Annotated in this window: 16 protein-coding genes and 4 tRNA genes; 16 read left to right on the plus strand and 4 right to left on the minus strand. The window is 68.5% G+C overall.

The genetic code is table 11. The features are described from left to right. The first annotated feature begins 17 nt into the window (after window positions 1–17). Entirely contained in the window at window positions 18–767 is a 750-nt protein-coding gene (locus tag EV192_RS00915; protein ID WP_132110158.1) for a sulfite exporter TauE/SafE family protein, read from the plus strand. Here the strand turns inward: EV192_RS00915 and hisC are convergent. Then, window positions 757–1,812 carry a histidinol-phosphate transaminase gene (gene hisC / locus EV192_RS00920; RefSeq protein ID WP_132112786.1) on the minus strand — a complete coding sequence of 352 codons (1,056 nt, stop codon included), beginning with the start codon at window positions 1,810–1,812 and terminating at the stop codon, window positions 757–759. The genes EV192_RS00915 and hisC overlap by 11 nt on opposite strands. A gap of 165 nt (window positions 1,813–1,977) precedes the next feature. On the opposite strand from hisC, the gene EV192_RS00925 reads away from it, so the two are divergent. The 7 genes from EV192_RS00925 (at window position 1,978) to EV192_RS00955 (ending at window position 7,132) form a co-directional block, all read left to right on the plus strand. Further along, complete coding sequence (locus EV192_RS00925) at window positions 1,978–2,649, plus strand: dienelactone hydrolase family protein (RefSeq protein WP_132110160.1); 672 nt, start codon at window positions 1,978–1,980, stop codon at window positions 2,647–2,649. 24 nt (window positions 2,650–2,673) lie between these two features. Continuing rightward, entirely contained in the window at window positions 2,674–3,117 is a 444-nt protein-coding gene (locus EV192_RS00930; RefSeq protein WP_132110162.1) for a hypothetical protein, read from the plus strand. Then, window positions 3,117–4,151: a PPE domain-containing protein gene (locus EV192_RS00935; protein ID WP_132110164.1), complete on the plus strand. Its 1,035-nt coding sequence runs from the start codon at window positions 3,117–3,119 to the stop codon at window positions 4,149–4,151. The genes EV192_RS00930 and EV192_RS00935 overlap by 1 nt, the downstream gene beginning before the upstream one ends. Further along, window positions 4,144–4,878: an ESX secretion-associated protein EspG gene (locus EV192_RS00940; RefSeq protein ID WP_132110166.1), complete on the plus strand. Its 735-nt coding sequence runs from the start codon at window positions 4,144–4,146 to the stop codon at window positions 4,876–4,878. Before EV192_RS00935 ends, EV192_RS00940 begins: the two co-directional genes overlap by 8 nt. Before the next feature lie 17 nt (window positions 4,879–4,895). Further along, window positions 4,896–6,860 (plus strand): acetoacetate--CoA ligase, encoded by a 1,965-nt coding sequence (locus EV192_RS00945; RefSeq protein ID WP_132110168.1) that lies wholly within the window; start codon window positions 4,896–4,898, stop codon window positions 6,858–6,860. Between the two features lie 70 nt (window positions 6,861–6,930). After that, window positions 6,931–7,019, plus strand: a tRNA-Ser gene (locus EV192_RS00950). A gap of 37 nt (window positions 7,020–7,056) precedes the next feature. Then, window positions 7,057–7,132: transfer RNA gene (locus tag EV192_RS00955), tRNA-Arg, on the plus strand. Between the two features lie 62 nt (window positions 7,133–7,194). On the opposite strand, the gene EV192_RS54555 is transcribed toward EV192_RS00955, so the two are convergent. After that, the gene (locus tag EV192_RS54555) at window positions 7,195–8,193 is read right to left on the minus strand and encodes a DUF5937 family protein (protein WP_207925852.1); all 999 of its coding nucleotides are present in this window, start codon (window positions 8,191–8,193) and stop codon (window positions 7,195–7,197) included. An 81-nt stretch (window positions 8,194–8,274) separates the two neighbouring features. Here EV192_RS54555 and EV192_RS00970 point away from each other — a divergent pair, with 81 nt between their 5' ends. The 6 genes from EV192_RS00970 (at window position 8,275) to EV192_RS00990 (ending at window position 13,543) form a co-directional block, all read left to right on the plus strand. After that, the gene (locus EV192_RS00970) at window positions 8,275–9,507 is read left to right on the plus strand and encodes an MFS transporter (RefSeq protein ID WP_132110172.1); all 1,233 of its coding nucleotides are present in this window, start codon (window positions 8,275–8,277) and stop codon (window positions 9,505–9,507) included. 119 nt (window positions 9,508–9,626) lie between these two features. Next, entirely contained in the window at window positions 9,627–9,797 is a 171-nt protein-coding gene (locus EV192_RS53545; protein ID WP_165960159.1) for a hypothetical protein, read from the plus strand. A 92-nt stretch (window positions 9,798–9,889) separates the two neighbouring features. Further along, window positions 9,890–11,056: a CgnE/CgnB domain-containing protein gene (locus EV192_RS00975; protein ID WP_132110174.1), complete on the plus strand. Its 1,167-nt coding sequence runs from the start codon at window positions 9,890–9,892 to the stop codon at window positions 11,054–11,056. After that, window positions 11,053–11,781 carry a class I SAM-dependent methyltransferase gene (locus tag EV192_RS00980; protein ID WP_132110176.1) on the plus strand — a complete coding sequence of 243 codons (729 nt, stop codon included), beginning with the start codon at window positions 11,053–11,055 and terminating at the stop codon, window positions 11,779–11,781. The genes EV192_RS00975 and EV192_RS00980 overlap by 4 nt, the downstream gene beginning before the upstream one ends. 52 nt (window positions 11,782–11,833) lie before the next feature. Then, window positions 11,834–12,253: a YciI family protein gene (locus EV192_RS00985; RefSeq protein ID WP_132110178.1), complete on the plus strand. Its 420-nt coding sequence runs from the start codon at window positions 11,834–11,836 to the stop codon at window positions 12,251–12,253. Between the two features lie 15 nt (window positions 12,254–12,268). Next, entirely contained in the window at window positions 12,269–13,543 is a 1,275-nt protein-coding gene (locus tag EV192_RS00990) for an RNA polymerase sigma factor (protein WP_132110180.1), read from the plus strand. Here EV192_RS00990 and lhgO read toward each other — a convergent pair. Both lhgO and EV192_RS01000 read right to left on the minus strand, forming a co-directional pair. Beyond that, window positions 13,536–14,714 carry an L-2-hydroxyglutarate oxidase gene (lhgO, locus tag EV192_RS00995; RefSeq protein WP_132110182.1) on the minus strand — a complete coding sequence of 393 codons (1,179 nt, stop codon included), beginning with the start codon at window positions 14,712–14,714 and terminating at the stop codon, window positions 13,536–13,538. The two genes, EV192_RS00990 and lhgO, sit on opposite strands and share 8 nt — an antisense overlap. A 10-nt stretch (window positions 14,715–14,724) precedes the next feature. After that, window positions 14,725–16,503, minus strand: coding sequence for an SdrD B-like domain-containing protein (locus EV192_RS01000; RefSeq protein ID WP_132110184.1), 1,779 nt, complete (start codon window positions 16,501–16,503; stop codon window positions 14,725–14,727). 426 nt (window positions 16,504–16,929) lie between these two features. On the opposite strand from EV192_RS01000, the gene EV192_RS01005 reads away from it, so the two are divergent. Together EV192_RS01005 and EV192_RS01010 are read left to right on the plus strand one after the other, a co-directional pair. Further along, window positions 16,930–17,003 (plus strand) — tRNA-Leu (locus EV192_RS01005). A 9-nt stretch (window positions 17,004–17,012) separates the two neighbouring features. Next, window positions 17,013–17,084: transfer RNA gene (locus tag EV192_RS01010), tRNA-Asn, on the plus strand. The last annotated feature ends 91 nt before the right edge of the window (window positions 17,085–17,175 follow it).

Genomic DNA, 17,175 nt, shown 5'->3' on the forward strand with positions numbered 1-17,175 from the left:
CTGCCACTATCCGAGGAATGACCCCCATCGAGGCGACCGTGGTCGCAGTGGCCGGCCTGTGCGCGGGTGCCATCAACACGGTTGTCGGCTCGGGCACGCTGATCACGTTCCCGGTGCTGCTCACCCTCGGCTACCCGCCCGTGGTGGCCAACGCGTCGAACAGCATCGGTCTCGTCCCCGGCGGGATCACGGGCGCGTTCGGCTACCGGGCCGAACTGGCCGGGCAACGCACCCGGATCGTCCGGCTGGGGATCTGTTCACTGCTGGGCGGCGCGGTCGGCGCGCTGCTGCTGCTCGTGCTGCCGCCCGGGGTGTTCAAGGCGGTCGTGCCGGTGCTGATCATCATCGCGTTGATCCTCGTGGTGGCCCAACCTTGGCTCGCCAGAAGGCTTTCCGAGCGGGAACGGCACGAGCACGGCGGCACCCTCGCCATGCTGGCGGCGTTCGGCGCGGGCATCTACGGCGGATATTTCGGTGCCGCGCAAGGAGTTCTGCTCGTCGGGATGCTCGGCATCCTGATGACCGAAGGCATTCAGCGGCTGAACGCGCTGAAGAACGTGCTGACCGCCGGCGTGAACCTGGTCGCCGGCTTGGTGTTCGTGCTGATCGCCACCGTGGCGTGGCCGGTCGTGCTGCTGATCGCGATCGGCTCGACGGCCGGCGGCATCCTGGGGGCCAAGGTCGGCCGCCGGCTGCCACCGGCCGTGCTGCGTGGCGTGATCGTCGTGGTCGGGTTGGTCGCGGTGGTGAAACTGCTCACCGACTGAACGAGCGCGCCGCGGCGAGGAAGACGTCGTTCTCCTCGGGAGTGCTCACCGTGACCCGGGCACCGTCGCCGGCGAACGCCCGCACGATCACCTTGTGCGACAGGCAGTGCTCGTTGAACGCGACGGCCCGCTCACCCAACGGCAGCCAGACGAAGTTCGCCTGGGTCTCCGGCACGTCGTACCCCAGGGCCAGGAGTTCGTCGCGGACCCGGATCCGCTCGTCCTTGATCACCCGGACGCGTTCGAACAGTTCGTCCTCGGCCTCCAGCGACGCGACGGCGGCGGCCTGCGCGATGTGGTTGACGCTGAACGGGATGTACACCTTCCGCAGCGCGGCGGCCACGTGCTCCGGCGCGACGCAGTACCCGATGCGCAGGCCGGCGAGACCGTACGCCTTGGAGAACGTCCGCAACATGGCGACGTTCTCACGTTCCCGCGCGATCTCCAGGCCGTTCGGCGCGTCGGCGTCGTCCACGAACTCCCAGTAGGCCTCGTCCAACACCACCATCACGTTGGTCGGCACCGCGTCGAGGAACCGGTTGAGCTCCTGCTTGCGGATCAACGTGCCAGTTGGGTTGTTCGGCGTGCACACGAAAACCAGGCGGGTGGTCGGCGTGACCGCCGCGGCCACCGCGTCGAGGTCGATCGCGTGCCCCGGCGTCAGCGGCACCCGGACCTGTTGGGCGCCAACGACCTGGGTAACGATCGGGTACGCCTCGAATGAACGCCAGGGAAACACCACGGTGTCCTGCTCGGTGCACAGCGCCTGGATCATCTGCTGGCACAGGGTCACCGAGCCGCAGCCGATCGCGATCCGCTCCGGCGACTCGCCGAGCTTGGCCGCCAGCCGCTCGGTGAGCTCGCCGCACCCGGTGTCGGGGTAGCGGTGGATCTCGGCGGCGGCCTGGCCGATCGCCTTCGCCACGCTGGGCAACGGGCCGCCGGCGACCTCGTTGCTGGCCAGCTTGATCGCGCCAGGGATCACGCGCCCGGGCACGTACGAGGGCAGCGTCGCCAGGTCGGCCCGGGGTTGGACGTTGGTCACATCAGCTTCACGCACACCCGCACGTTAGCCTCCGAACCGGGGTACGCGCACAGACGTTTGGACGCCGAATCGATATTCCCGTGCCGCTGTGGACGGTCTATCGTGATTGCCTCGTCTGGTTGGTCACGTTGACTTCTGTTCACCCCTACGTGATTGGGTGGAGGCATGACCGAAACACGCACCGAGACGGTCCAGCTCGCCGATGGCCGCGCGTTGCCGCTGACCATCGCCGAGCCGGAGCGCGTGGTACGCGGCGGCCTTGTGGTGCTGCACGAGGCCCATGGCGTGACCGACACAGTGCGCATGCTCGTCAGCGCGTTCGCCGCCGAAGGATGGCTGACGGTGGCCCCGCACCTGCACCAGGGCGCGGGATCGAGAGAAGAGCAGGTCAGAGAGCTTTCCGGGGATTGCGTGCTGGCCGACACGGACATCGCGTTCGCCTTCCTCGCCGACCGCGGGATCACCGCCGACCTGATGGGTGTGATCGGTTTCGACCTCGGCGGCACCGCCACGGTGGTCGTGGCCGCGCGGCGTTCGATCGGCGCGGCGGTGAGCATCTCCGCCGGCGGCATCATCCAACCGGCCGCCAGCGGGTTGCCGCCGTTGGTGGAGATCGCGGGCGAACTGAAATGCCCGTGGCTGGGCATGTACGGCGACCAGGACACCGAGATCGACCCGTCCGAAGTGGAGAAGCTCCGCGACGCGGCGATCGGGTCGGGCACGGCGACCAACGTGGTCCGGTTCGCCGACGCGGACCACAGGTTCGACACCGACGCCGAAGCCGCGCACGAGGCGTGGCACCGGACCCTCAATTGGTTCGATGCGCACCTGAGGTGACCGGCCGGTGGGTATCGTGCCGGCATGGCGAAGGATCCCAAGGCCATGCCGGCATTCGGCGGCGCGGCCGGCGCACTCGTCCCAGTGGCCGGCCAGGCCCAGGAGGTCCGGCACAAGGCTGAGATCGGTGGGCTGAAACTCGATCCCACCGCGGCGAAGGCCCTGATCGCGACGTTGACCCGGCTGCACGCGCGGGTGGAGGACCTGGTCGGCGACTGCGCTGACCTGGGTCAACCGCTGAAGTTCGGCGCCAACTTCGTCGGCCAGACGGTCGCGGGGCGGCTGCGGAACACCGCGTCCGGCAACGCGGCCGCGGTGACACCCGTGTTGACCGAGTTCGGCCAGGTCCTCGGCGACCTGCTGGCGACCGTGCGAGCAGCCGCCGGAAGCTATGTGGTCACCGACGAGACGGCCGCACGGAACATGCGCCAGGCCGCCGCGAGGTTCGGGCTGGAGGTGGACGTCTGATGCTGATGCGTTGGCCCGAACCGGAACCCGAGCCGAAGCCGGGCGAGGCGTCGCTGTACGAGAACGTCGACTGGATGACGTTCGCCCACGAGCAGCTCTACGACATGGTCAACCAGGGGGTGGACCTCGCCGGGGCGACCGCGGTCGCGGCCGCGTGGGCCCGGCTGGGCGAGGCCCTGCAGGAGATCGGCGACGAGCTCACGCAAGCGCTTGCGGCCAGTGCGGACGCGTGGCAGGGCGAGGCGGCCGACCAGGCACGCGGCACGATGGCCGCGCTGTCGACGTGGTCGACGAACACCGGCGCGACCGCGACCGAGGTGTCGGGCTGCATCTCCGTCGAGGCGGACAACGCCGAGAACGCCCGCCGCAGCATGCCCGAACCAGTGCCGGGGATCCCGCTGGGGACGCGCGTGCCTGTGCATCCCGTGCACAGCGGCACGTCGCCGATGTCCGCAGCGTTCGGCTCAGCTCGTGACCTGGTCAAGGATCCCGCCGGACGCACCACCCAACAGCAGGCCGCCCACGAGGAAGCCGCCCGCGTGATGGAACGGTTCCAGGACGCGTCGCAGGAGGTGTACGGCACTGTTCCCGCGTTCTCGCCGCCGTCGTTGCGGCAGGCCCTGAATCCCGTCGACCCGCCGGCTCCTCCGTCGCGTCCTGAACCTGGGCCGGTGGTTCCGCCTGTCCAGGGCCTGATCGACGAACCGGCGCCGGCCAAAGGTGGATCGGTCGCACCCCCTCGGGAGAGCGGCCCTGCGGTGCCTCGTCCCGAGAGTGGTCCACCCGCTCCTGGCAAACAGCCAGCGGTTGCCGCGCCCACGCCGCCCGTTGAGCAGCGGCCCGCGGCGGCCGCTCAGCCGACGTCCGCTCGTCCGTCCGCCGCCGCCATGGCACCGGGTGCGATGGGCGCGGGCGCCGGGCACAAGGAGGAGGACCGGGAGCGGAAGTCACCCGGCTATCTGGAGGGCGATCCGAGTCTCTGGAGCATCGCCGACCGGCTGGCGCCACCGGTGATCGGGGACGACGGTGCGTGACCCGCGCTCGGGCTGGATCCAGCTCAGCGCGGCCGAGTTCAGCCTGGTGTGGTCCGCGCTCAACCTCGGCCCGATCCCGACCGCCCTCGGCATTCCGCGCCTCGGTCGGACCGCGCGGACCCGTGCCGACCTCAACACCCAGGCCTCCGCGACGCTGAACAGCCGGGACCTGGGCACGGTCGGGCAGCCCGCCAAGGACGTGGCGATCCCGCTGCACGTGCTGGCCGGCCACGAGAAGCTCGTGGAGATGACCGTCGACGGCCAGGAGTCGTCTCTCGCGGCCGTCGTCGGATCGGGCCAGCGCGGCACAGCCGTGGCGGCCCGCGTGGGCGACGAGGTGCGGGTGGGGCCGGTCGAGCGGATCACCGGAGCGTTGCTGGACGCGGTCGTGCCACTGCCGGCGGGACCAGGCAGTTCGGTGAACATCAGAGTGGCCGACTTCGACACGGCATGTGCCGCCGGCGAACGTGACGGGATCTCAGGTTTCAGCGCTGAGCTGGGCCGCGCCGGAATCCGTCCCCGGGACGCGTCGATGGTGGCCAAGGCGTTGACCACCCGCCTCGGCGGCGGACGGCTCGGGGTGACCCACAGCCGGGTCCGTACCGCGTTCTCGTGGGTGGACACCCCGGACGGGCGGTATGTGCTGCGCACCACAGGCGACTGGGTCACGGTTACGCCGGTGGATCCGCCCCGGCTCGCCGCGCTGGTGGACGACACGGTGGTCTGAGCGATAGGAACAGGGGCATGACGTCGACGGAAGCCCCTGAGCTGCTGTGGCAGCCCGACCCGGCCCGGGTGGCCGACAGCAGGATCGCCGCGTTCCGCGAGTGGCTGCGCACCGAACGTGGCCTTGACCTGCCTGACTATGCCGCGCTGTGGCAGTGGTCCACCACTGACCTGGCGGGGTTCTGGGGCGCGTTGGCGGAGTTCCTCGGCGTGGTCTTCCACACGCCGCCGACCCAGGTGCTCGGCTCGACGTCGATGCCCGGCGCGGAATGGTTCCCCGGGGCCACGGTGAACTACGCCGAACAGGCCCTGTCGGGCAAGCCGGACGACGACCTGGCGATCGTGTTCCACCGTGAGGACGGCGAATCCGCGTATCTGACGTACGGGAAGCTGCGCGCGAAGGTCGCCGCTTTCCGGGCCGCGTTGGTGTCGTTGGGCGTGCAGCGGGGTGACCGCGTGGTGGCGTTGGCGCCGAACTGCCCACAGACGCTCGTGGCGTTCCTCGCCACCGCGTCACTGGGTGCCACCTGGTCGTCGTGCTCGCCGGACTTCGGGCCGCGGGCCGTCTCCGACAGGTTCACCCAGATCGAGCCGACGGTGTTCATCGCGGTCGACGGCTACGTCTACGGTGGACGCTCGTTCGACATCAGGCCGACCGTCGACGAACTGAAGGCGGCACTGCCCAGCCTGCGCGCCACCGTCCTGATCGACTACCTCGGCAACAACGCCTCCCTGCCGGACACGTTGTCGTGGGACGACCTGTTGGCGGCCAACGCGGACGCCTCGTTGGCATTCGACCCGGTTCCGTTCGACCATCCACTGTGGGTGCTCTACTCGTCCGGCACGACCGGCCTGCCCAAAGGAATCGTGCAGGGCCACGGCGGGATCATCCTGGAACACCTCAAGGCGCTGGCGTTGCACAGCGACCTCGGCCCGGGTGAACGATTCTTCTGGTTCACCACGACCGGGTGGATGATGTGGAACTTCCTGATCTCCGGCCTGATGGTGGGCTGCACGATCGTCCTGTTCGACGGAAACCCGGCCCACCCGGACCTGACGGCCCTCTGGCGGCTCGCCGAACAACACCGGATCACCTATTTCGGCACCTCGGCGCCCTACATCCAGTCGTGTCTGAAGAAAGGGATCGCGCCGGCCCGTGAGTTCGACCTCTCGGCGCTGCGCGTGATCGGCTCGACCGGCGCCCCACTCGCCCCGGAGGGCTTCCGCTGGATCGGCGCGGAGATCGGCCCGTCCGTCCAGATCTGCTCGGTCTCCGGCGGCACAGACCTGTGCACGGCGTTCGTCGGCGCGGCCCCGGACGTCCCCGTCTGGCTCGGCGAACTGTCCTGCCGAGGGCTGGGCGCCGCGGTGGCCGCCTACAACGAGGCCGGCGAAGAAGTGACCGACGAGGTCGGCGAACTCGTCATCACCCAACCCATGCCCTCCATGCCGGTGTCGTTCTGGAACGACCCGGACGGCACCCGCCTGCACGCCGCCTACTTCGAGGACTTCCCCGGGGTCTGGCGCCACGGCGACTGGATCAGGATCACCCACCGAGGCTCGGCGGTGATCTACGGCCGCAGCGACTCGACCCTCAACCGCGGCGGCGTCCGGATGGGCACCAGCGAGTTCTACCGGGTGGTCGAAGGCTTCGACGAGGTCGCCGACTCCCTTGTGATCGACACCACCGCCGTCGGCCAACCCGACGGCGAACTGCTCTGCTTCCTCGTGCCGGCCCCCGGCGTCACCCTGGACGAGATCGAGCCCCGCCTCCGCGCCGAGCTACGCACCAGCCTGTCGCCCCGCCACGTCCCGAACAAGTTCATCGTGGTCACCGAGATCCCCCGGACCCTGAACGGAAAGAAGTGCGAGGTCCCGGTGAAGAAGATCCTCGCCGGAGTCGCCCCTGACCGGGCCGTCAGCCGGGACGCCCTGGCCAACCCCGCAGCTCTGGACCCCTTCGTCACCCTCGCCGAGGCCTGAGGAGGAGGGGCGCTTTGCAGCCGGCCCGGGGCCCTGTGTACGCTTATCGCCGAAGCGGCCGAGGGCCCCGGGAGGCTTCGCCTAGTCTGGTCTATGGCGCCGCACTGCTAATGCGGTTGGGGATAACACCCCTCCCGGGTTCAAATCCCGGAGCCTCCGCAGGACGTTCGGCTTCGGCTGAGCGACAACTGAACAAGCGCCCGTAGCTCAACGGATAGAGCATCTGACTACGGATCAGAAGGTTAGGGGTTCGAATCCCTTCGGGCGCGCCACATGGTTACGTCTGACCTGTAGGTATGTCGCCCCTTCCGTTACGCCGTCGATGGGGTCTTCGCTATTCACTTCTGGGCGTTGACTGCATTAGGGCTGCCGCTAGCGGGGTTTGGCGGTAAAGGACTTCTCGGCCTCGACGCTCGGCGGTGACCAGTCCGGCGTCGCGGAGGATGGCGAGGTGTTGGGAGACGGTTGCCGGGGTCAGGGCGACTCGTTGGGCCAGGCTTCTGGTTGTGCTCGGGAAGAGGGCTTTGGCCAGTACGGAGGCGCGTCCGGCGCCCAGGAGTCTGGTGATCGCCGGTGGGTCCGTGGCTGGTTCCCAGAGCCGCGCTGAGCCGAGCATCGGGTAGACGAGGGCCGGCGGTGTGTGCGAAGTGTCGTTGGTGGGGCCGATGCCGAGGTTCGGCCAGCCGAAGGCGGTCGGGACGAGAACGAGGCCGCGGCCGCGCAGATCGACGGTTCCATTGCGGAGACCGGTGAGGTGCAGCGCGTCGTTCTGCCATGTTGCCCGTGGGTGCAGGTTCGCGAACAGCCGCTCCAGGCCGCCGTCAGCCAGTTGCCGAGCCCGGGTGGTGATGTCCGCGTCGAGCATGCCGCGCATCCGGTCCCACAGGGGTGCCACCAGGGCCTGCCACGCCAGCCGCTGCTGCGCGACCAGCATGTCCCGGGTCTTGGTGGGGTCGCCGATGAGCGTGCGGTACAGGTCTTTGGGCACGGTGCGCGGGTCGAGGCGGCGGATGTGCTCGGCGAGTTCGGTGGCGACGACGCTTGGGTCGGTGGCCTGGACTTGGGCGAGGTCGTCCTCGATCGTGGTGAGCGGGCTGGTCGGGCTCGGCCACAGGAAGTCCGGCCCGTGCCCGTGCACCGGCGCGGCAACGCTCAGCAGACGCAGGTCCAGCTCGGCGACAACGGGCTGGACGTCGCGCAGCCAAGGCAGATACCAGCAGTGGCGGCCCGGATCGGTCAGCACCAGCAGGGTTGACATCGTCTCCTGCAGCGGTGACATCGCGAACCGGCACCGCGCCGCATCACCCGACCCAAACCGCAGCACGAGCGTCATACCACCAACGATGGCACGGCCACGATTCGACGCACACCGAATCCACGATGTTCGGAGGGCGATGGCGGCACTCTGACAGCCATGGTCGACACCCGAGCGCTGCTCCGCGGAAACCCGGCGTTTCGAGCGTTGGTCGCGTCGCGGGCGGTGTCGTTCGTCGGCGACGGGATCACCGCTACCGTGCTCGTCCTGCTTGCCGCCCAACAGAACGGGCCCGCTGGGGTGGGGCTGCTGCTGTTCGCGAACGCTCTGCCGCGCTTCGGCGGGCCGTTGGCCGGGGTGTTCGTCGACCGGGTCCAGACCCGCAAGCTGATGATGAGCTGCGAGCTGACCTCGGCGCTGGTCATCGGCCTGGTCGCGGTCGCCCTGCCACCACTGCCGGTGCTGATCCCGCTCGTCGCGCTCGCCGGGGTGCTGGCCACCATCCGCAACCCGGCCGGGCGCAGCCTGGTCCCAGTGCTGGTCGACCAGGCTGACCGTGCCCCGGCGAACGCCCTGTTCGCGCTCGGTCGCACCCTGCAACTCGCCGTCGGCCCAGGACTGGGTGGCCTGCTGGCAGCCGCGCCAGGCGGGATCCACACCGCGTTGGCGGTCGACGCCGCGACCTTCGTCGCCTCGGCGTTGCTCCTCAGTGGACTCCCAGCCTTCCCGGCGGCCCGTGATCCCGCGGCGGTCACCGGAATGTGGGCCGAAGCGGCGGCGGGTCTGCGCTACGTCGCGACCCACCGGCAGGTCCGAGTCCTGGTCCTCGCCCTGTTCCTCACCGTGGCCTTCGCCGCCGTGGACAACGTGGCACTGGTGTTCCTCACCAGCGATCGACTCCACGCCGGCGCGGCCGGATACGGCTTCGCGGCCAGCGCGTTCGGCGTCGGGATGCTGCTGGCGTCGGTCGCCTGCACCCGACTGGCCCGCGGGCGCTCACCGTTGGCGCTGCTGGTCCTCGCCACCGCCGCCACCGGCGTGGGCATGATCCTCACCGGCCTGGCCCCGGCCGTCGCCGTTGTCGTCGCCGCACAGTTGATCGCGGGCGCGGGCAACGCCGGGGAGAACATCGGCTACGACACCGTTGTGCAGAACCTCGTGGCCCGCCAGTTCCTGGGCCGCGTGTTCGGCACCTTCGGGACCGCCGCCCAACTGGGCGCGGGCCTGGCCTACATATCCGGTGGTGTGCTGGTCAGCCTGGTTGGCGCCCGCGCGGCCTTCGTCGTCGCCGGCGCGGGGACATTCGCTGTCCTGCTCATACTCGCGCCCGTGCTTCGCCGCAATTCGCATGATCGATTTCCTCAGTCACCAAAACCGACATCAACGACGTAGTCGACATCACTTCGCGCGTCGAATTCAAGGGGTTCAAGTGTCCGGCCTGGCGTAGTGAAGATCGTCAACATATGTTGTGACAGGTAACACTGGCCAACTAACGTAAGGGGAACGTTTCGATGGCGGGAACAGAAATCTTGGAAGCCGCGCGCAATGAGCGCGTCACGGCAGCGCTGAACACCATGCTCACCCACGAGTCGCCGGCCAGGTCGGTCGACTTGGTGGACATCCTTTCGGGCCGTGACGACGAAGCGGTCACGTTCACTTCCGCGTGGGAGACTGAGGAATAACAAACTGATGGTGCTGCCTCGAAGGAGCTCCTTCGAGGCAGCACCACCGTCGCGCGCCTGTATTCAAAGTTTGTTCTCCGGGGGTTTTCGTCATGAGCAATACCAGGTTGATCGACAATGTCACGCCTGCGCACGGGATTCCCGATGAGCGGGTTTGGCGCGGCGTGTCATTGATGCTTGACCAGTATCTTCGGATCAGCGCGGAAGATCGGGTCCTCATTCTCTACGCACGCAGCGCGCGTGAACCCGCTGCCTGGATCGCCGCCGAGTTGGGCGCGCGGGAAATTCCGACGGCCACCACCGATCTGGACACTCTCTCCGGGACGACGGTCGCCCGCTTCGCCGACAAGTTGAACGCGATGTCATCCGGTCCGGACGAGTCGGGCGCTCGGCTTGTGGTTGTCTGCGTCGAGTACGACATTGTCACGCCGTCGGCGTGGATCCGTGCGGCGTTGGAGCCGTTTGCCGGGAGAAAGACTGAAGTATTCCGAACGATCATGACCGGGGAAGCCTTCTTCCGGCAGGGTGTGACGACATCGCCCGACACGCTCAACAACATCAACGCGGGGCTGCTGCGCAATCTCCGGTCCGCCGAGCGGTTCACGGTCAGGACGTCGTCCGGGTCCGAGTTGGACATCACCCTGGACCATGGCCGCTATCGCTGGGTGAGCAATCGCGGGATGCCAAGGGAGGGGGCGTTCGTACTGCTCCCGGCCGGCGAGGTGGCCACCTACCCAGCCCGGATCAGTGGTCAGCTCGTCGCGGACGGCGCGTTCAACTCGACGGCGCACACCAAGCTCGACGCCCGGCTTCAGGATCATCCTGCCGTGTTCGAGATCGAGGACGGCAGGATGGTCGACTACCACTGCGACAATCCACTGGTGGAAAAACTCATCGAGCGGTGCCTGCGACTTCCGAACGCCGACCGGGTCGGCGAGTTGGGATTCGGCACCAATGTCGGGATCGAGCAGTTCATTTCCCTGAACTCGCACCTCAACGAGCGGTTCCCGGGTCTGCATATCGGTTTCGGCCAAAGCAACCAGATCAGAGGTGAGGTCTACTCGTGCGACGTGCACGTGGACTTCATCGCGTCCGACTGCACGATCGAGATCGCCGGTCAGCCGCCGCTCAACAGCGCGGACTTCAAGAATCTCACCGGCGAGCATCCGGCCATTGAGGCCGGTGTGTTCGACGAGGATCTCGACGGTGACTGCTGTGGCCTGTTCTCGCCGCACATCAACGCGCAGTGTGACGTGTGAGAAGTCCGCTTACGCCCGACGGCAGCCCGGTAGAGCTCTTCGCCCGCCTACCGGCCGGCTCGACCCCGGGACTGATCCACGGCGCGATTCCGCCCGGGGCGAGCATTCTCGAACTGGGAGCGGGTGCTGGGAGAATCACCCGTCCACTGGTCGAACTGGGTCACGAGGTCGTCGCGGTCGACGAGTCGTCGGCCATGCTGGCGTACATCAAGGGCCCGGAAACGGTCGAATCCCGGATCGAGGACCTTGCCATGGGCCGCCGGTTCGACGTCGTTCTGTTGATGTCGCATCTGATCGAGACGCCGGATCTCGATCAGAGTCGCGCCTTTCTGAAGACCTGCCGTGCACATGTGACCGACCACGGACAGGTGATCATTCAGCGGGATCCGCCGGACCGGGACTACACCGCGGAGCCGCCATTCAAGAGGGTTGTGGCGGACGGTTGCACGATCAGCATGCGCGACCTGAAACAGATCTCATCGGACGTGCTGACCTTCACCCTCGACTACCAGATCGACGACTCGGCGTGGTCGCAGTCGGTTGTCACCAGGCGAGTCGACGACGACGTCCTCAAGCACGAGCTTGCCCTGGCGGGACTGGAACTCGACGGCTTCCTCGTGCCGAACCGGTCCTGGGTGGTGGCCCGTCGCCGTGGTGAGCGACGGGTGACCGCCGGAAATAAGATCGGCGGTGTGTCGATCCACGGCTCTCCCCGTTCGACCTAGGGGCGAGCGGGGCCGGCGAGCGGCCCCGGACGAACCCAGGGAGACAGAGACCATGAAGTACATGCTGATCTGGCGCGCCACCGACGAGGCTGTCGCGGGCTTGGCGAACGTCGACTTCATGCAGATGCTGGAAACCGTCGGCAAGTACAACGAGGAGATGATCCGGGCGGGCGTGCTGCTCGCGGCCGAGGGGCTCGCTGACGCCGCTGAGGGGGTGGTCGTGGACTACTCGTCCGAGACGCCCGTGGTGACCGACGGCCCGTACGGCGAGACCAAGGAGTTGTTCGGCGGGTTCTACATCATCAACGTGGCGTCCCAGGAGGAGGCGGTCGAGTGGGCCAAGCGGTCGCCGATCAGTGGCGCGGGCTTCAAGACCGAGATCCGCCGGGTCACCACGATCGACGAGTTCCCGCAGGACAACGAGTGGATCCAGAAGGAACGGGCGTGGCGCGAAGCGACCGGCCAGCTCTGACCGGGCGGGGCGGCGATGGCTGACCCGACTGGCCGGGAGGCCGTCGCCGCTGTCTGGCGGATCGAGTCCGCGCGGATCGTCGGCGCGCTCGCGCGGTACACCGGTGACTTCGCGCTGGCCGAGGACCTTGCCCAGGAGGCGCTGGCTGAGGCGCTCGTGAACTGGCCACGTGACGGCGTTCCGCGTAACCCCGCGGGGTGGTTGCTGACCGTTGGCCGGCGTCGTGCGATCGACGCGTTCCGCCGGCGCTCAGCCCGTGACGACAGGTACGCCGCCCTTGCCCACGACCTGGGTGAGGGCGGCGTCGCCGCGGGCGGCGAACCAGGTGAAGCCCAGGATTTGCCGTGGGATCCCGACCAGATCGACGACGACGTGCTCGCGTTGATGTTCATCTCCTGCCACCCGGTGCTGTCGCGGGAGGCGAGGGTGGCGCTCACCTTGCGTGTGGTCGGCGGTTTGACCAGCGACGAGATCGCCAAAGCGTTCCTCGTCCCAACCGCCACTGTGCAGGCCAGGATCACCCGGGCGAAGAAGACCCTCGGGGCGGCCCGGGTGCCGTTCGTGGTGCCCCCGCCCGAGGAGCGGGCGGAGCGGCTCGGCTCGGTGCTCAGCGCGATCTACCTGATCTTCACCGAGGGATCTTCGGCCAGTTCCGGCGACGACCTGATCCGACTCGACCTCGCCGGCGAGGCACAGCGGCTGGCCCGGATCCTGACCCGGCTGGTACCCGACCAGCCCGAAGTGCACGGCCTGCTGGCCTTGCTCGAACTGACCGCGGCACGGTTCCCCGCCCGCACCGGGCCACACGGCGAGCCGGTGCTGCTGGAACAGCAGGACCGCCGCCGCTGGGACCGCGCCGCGATCCGCCGCGGGCGAGCCGCCCTGGCCCGTGCCGAGCAAGCCGGCCGGGGTCTCGGCGCGTACGGCCTGCAGGCGGCGATCGCCGAATGCCATGCCCTCGCCGCCTCGGTCGACGCCACGAACTGGGAACGCGTCGTGCTCCTCTACGAAGCACTCGGCAGGCTCACGCCCTCACCGGTGGTCGACCTCAACCGTGCCGTGGCGGTGTCCATGGCCCATGGACCAGCGGCGGCGCTACCGATCGTGGACGAACTGGCGGCCGCCGGAACGCTGGCCAGCTCCCACTTGTTGCCGACCGTCCGAGGGGAACTGCTCACCCGGCTGGGACGCACCGACGAGGCACGTGCCGAGCTGGAACTCGCCGTGAAGCTGTGCGGCAACGAACGCGAGCGGGCCTTGCTGGAGCGCAAGCTCGCCGACCTCAGCTGATCTGGTCGGCGACGTGCCGGGCGATCTCCAGAGCGCATGTCGCGGCTGGGGAAGGTGCGTTGAGGACGTGCACCTGGTTGGGGGCGTTCTCGATCAGGAAGTCGTCGACCATGCAACCGTCCGGCAGCAGCGCTTGGGCTCGTACGCCCGCGCCGCAACGCACCAGGTCGTCAGGGCCGACCGCGGGGACCAATCGGGCCAGGCTCGCGGCGAATCGCTTACGTGACAAGGAACGGAGCACTTCGTCGACGCCAGTTCGCCCGTACTTGCGAGCCAGTCGCCATGAGCCGGGGAACCGTGCGGTGTCCAGCAGGTCACGGGGCGAGATGTCCTGCCAGCGGTAGCCTTCGCGGCGCAACGCGAGCACCGCGTTCGGGCCGGCGTGCACACTGCCGTCGAGCATTCGGGTCAGGTGTACGCCCAGGAACGGCAAGGCCGGGTCGGGCACCGGGTAGATCAGGCCGCGGACCAGGTGCCGGCGGTCCGGTCGCAGTTCGTAGTACTCGCCGCGGAAGGGCACGATCCGCGCTCGGGGTTTCAGGCCGGCCAGTTCGGCCACCCGGTCGCTGTGCAGGCCGGCGCAGTTGACCAGAGCGTCCGCCCGCACGACGGCGGACCCGGTCGCGACCTCCACTCCGCCGTTCCGGCCAGGGCGGATGCCCAGTGCCGGGGTGCCGAGGCGCAGGTCGGCGCCGGCTTCGGTGAGCAGGCGGACAAGAGCCGCGCAGATCGCGGGGAAGTCGATGATCCCGGTGCTCTCCACGCGCAGAGCCGCAACGCACGACACTTCAGGCTCGTACTCGGCCGCTTCGGCGGGTTCGATCAGCTTCGCCGGCACACCGTTCGCCTCGGCGCGCTCCGCGAGCACTCGCAGCGCCGGCAGTTCGGTGCTGTCGGTGGCCACGACGAGCTTCCCGCAGATGTCCACCGGCACGCCGTTGGCGCGGGCGAACGCCACGACCGACCGGTTGCCGGCGACCGACATCCTGGCCTTGAACGAACCCGGCCTGTAGTACAGGCCGGCGTGCACAACGTTGCTGTTGTGGCCGGTCTGGTGGGCGGCCCAGTGGTCCTCCTTCTCCAGGACCGTGACCCGGTCGCCCCGCCGGACCAGCTCATGGGCCACAGACAGACCGAGGATTCCACCACCGACGACGACAACTTGTGCCACATCGCACAGGCTACGGACCCGTTGATCGGTGGCTCCGGCGACGTCCGTACATGACGGTGGCGACGCCGACAAGGAGTACGACTGCGCCGAAGCGACTCAGGCCGATCACGTCGGCACCGGTGCTCGCCAGGCCCGCATGTCCCTCAGGGGTGACCACAGCCGGCGGACTCCCCTGCGCGGGCGGCGCGCAGTCGGCGGGCTGCGTCGGCAGCGTGGGCGGCGTCGCGTCGCCGGGCACGAACTCGATGCCCAGGCGGGCCGGTGCGCCGTCGAATACAAGAGCATCGCTGGTCAGGTCACCGAACTTGGCCTTCCACCCGGCCGGCGGGAACATGAAGACCGTGTAGTCGGGGCCGACCGGCAGGTTGGTGAACTCGAAGACGCCGTTCGCGTCGGTCGTGGTCTCGGCCACGATCGGGCAGTGCTCGTGGTTGGTGAGCACCACCCGGACCCCCGGGATCGGCTGCCTCGGCCCGCTGGGTGGGGTGTACATGATGTCGCCGACGATGCCGCCGATCCCGCCCGGCACCCTGGCCGAGTCGAAGTCCGACGGGTCACTCTCGGGGTTCTCGACACCGGCATAGCCGAAGTCGCAGGCGACGAACAACCGGCCGGAGGTGAACGCGGCCTGGGGCACGGCCTCAGTCACGTCCAGGATCTTCGTCTCGCCGGCGGCCACCGTCACTCCGTCCGCCGCCAGGTCACCCCAACCCGGGCCTTTCCCAGTGAGTTCGTCACCGTTGCCGACCCGGTTGCAGTTCGCGACGATCCCAGTCACTGGCCCGCTGCCGCTGTTGGCGAGCGTCACGGTCACGTGTGCGATGTCGCCCACCTTGTAGGTGTCCTGGGTGAAACGCAGTTGTACGGCGAGTTCGCCGTGTAGGGGTTTGACCGCCCGGATCCGCAAGTCCTCGTTGCGGTCGGACTGGTCGACGGTGATCGCCCGGGAGCTGATCCGCCAGCCGTCCGGCGCGGTCCCGCTGAGGAAGTACGCTCCCGTGGGGATCGCGGGCAGGCTGAAGCGGCCCGCATGGTCAGTGCCCGTGGTGAACGTGCTCGGACCCCATCGGTAGCCCAGTGACAGGGTCACACCACCGAGTTCCTCGCCCGGGTCGGCCTGGCCGTTGTTGTTCTTGTCGCCGAAGACAAGCCCGCCGATCCGGCCGTCGGTCCGCGTGATCGCGAACGAAGCCGCGAAGTGCTTGATGTGCAAGCCGGTCGGGTCGAGGATGTCGCCGGCGAACTGCACGCTGGTCGCCTCGGCGTTCCGCTGGTGCCCGGTGACCGTGGCCGCGACCGACTCACTCGGCGCGAGCGGCACTCCCTTGCCCGAGAAGGCAAGCGGGCCCCACGACGGGTAGTCCAGGACGAAATCGGCGCTGGTCGGGAACTGTTCCAACGCACGGACGGTCACCGGGCTCTCGCCCACGTTCTTCACGGTGACCGTGGCCGAGAACTGCTCGCCGCTGGTGTAGGCGGCCTTGCCGAACTTCACGTCCACGTCGAGGTTCGGCTGGGTGTCCGCTGCCTTGGGTGGTGCGGGCTCCGCGGGTTTGGCGTGCTCGCTCCGGTTCGCCGACGCGGGGAGACTGGGGTCGGCCGACGACGGAGCGCTCGGTGCGGACGACGGTGGCGAGCTCGATGGCGGGTCGGCGGTCGCCGACGTGGACGGTTCCGCCGACGGCGTCGGTGTTTCCTGGTCGGCCCCGGCCAGTCCGGCCGCGTAGGTCAAGGTCACGGTAAGCGTGCTGATGAACGCGGCGATACGCGCGACGGATCTGCCATGCATGGCGGTGTCCCCCTGGTTTGTCCTAGCCGCGCAATTTAGGACCTTCCCAAGATCAGGTCAAAGAAAGTTCCCTACCGCGGTCCAGTCGGACCAGGCGAACAGTTGAACGCCCTTACCGTCTACAGTGGACGAACTGCCGTCCCGGAATTTTGTCCACAGGGGCGCCCCGGGTGAAGCATCCACACCGCCAATAACATCTGCCTCGGCAGCGCACCGAGTTGTCCACAGGTTTGGCCAGTCATCCACAGGGTTGTCCACAAGTGGAAAACCCTGTTGACGGGGATGCGAGAGTGAGCACATGACCTTGATGAGCAATTTGATGCCGGGCCGCGACTCCCCGCCCTGACGTGCGTTTGTGCCGTCACGACCGGGAGCCGCTCATCGCGCGATGGGCGGCTTTTTCGTTGTCCGGGACATTTCTGGCGAGCCCTCGTAGCCCAACCGGCAGAGGCGGCGGATTCAAAACCCGTCCAGTGTGGGTTCGACTCCCACCGAGGGCACGGTTTCTTTCCCGTGTGGTGTCAGTGGCAGCACGCCCGGCTGTTAACCGGGAGGGTCAGGTTCGAGTCCTGACACGGGAGCGACGCGCACGGTCCGGTGGCCACCCGGGTCTCATAAGCCTGGGCCGCCTGGTTCGACACCAGGGTGCGCGACCGACGCGGCGCATGATGG

This window comes from Actinocrispum wychmicini, assembly GCF_004345645.1.
GTDB classification, from domain to species: Bacteria; Actinomycetota; Actinomycetes; order Mycobacteriales; family Pseudonocardiaceae; genus Kibdelosporangium; species Kibdelosporangium wychmicini.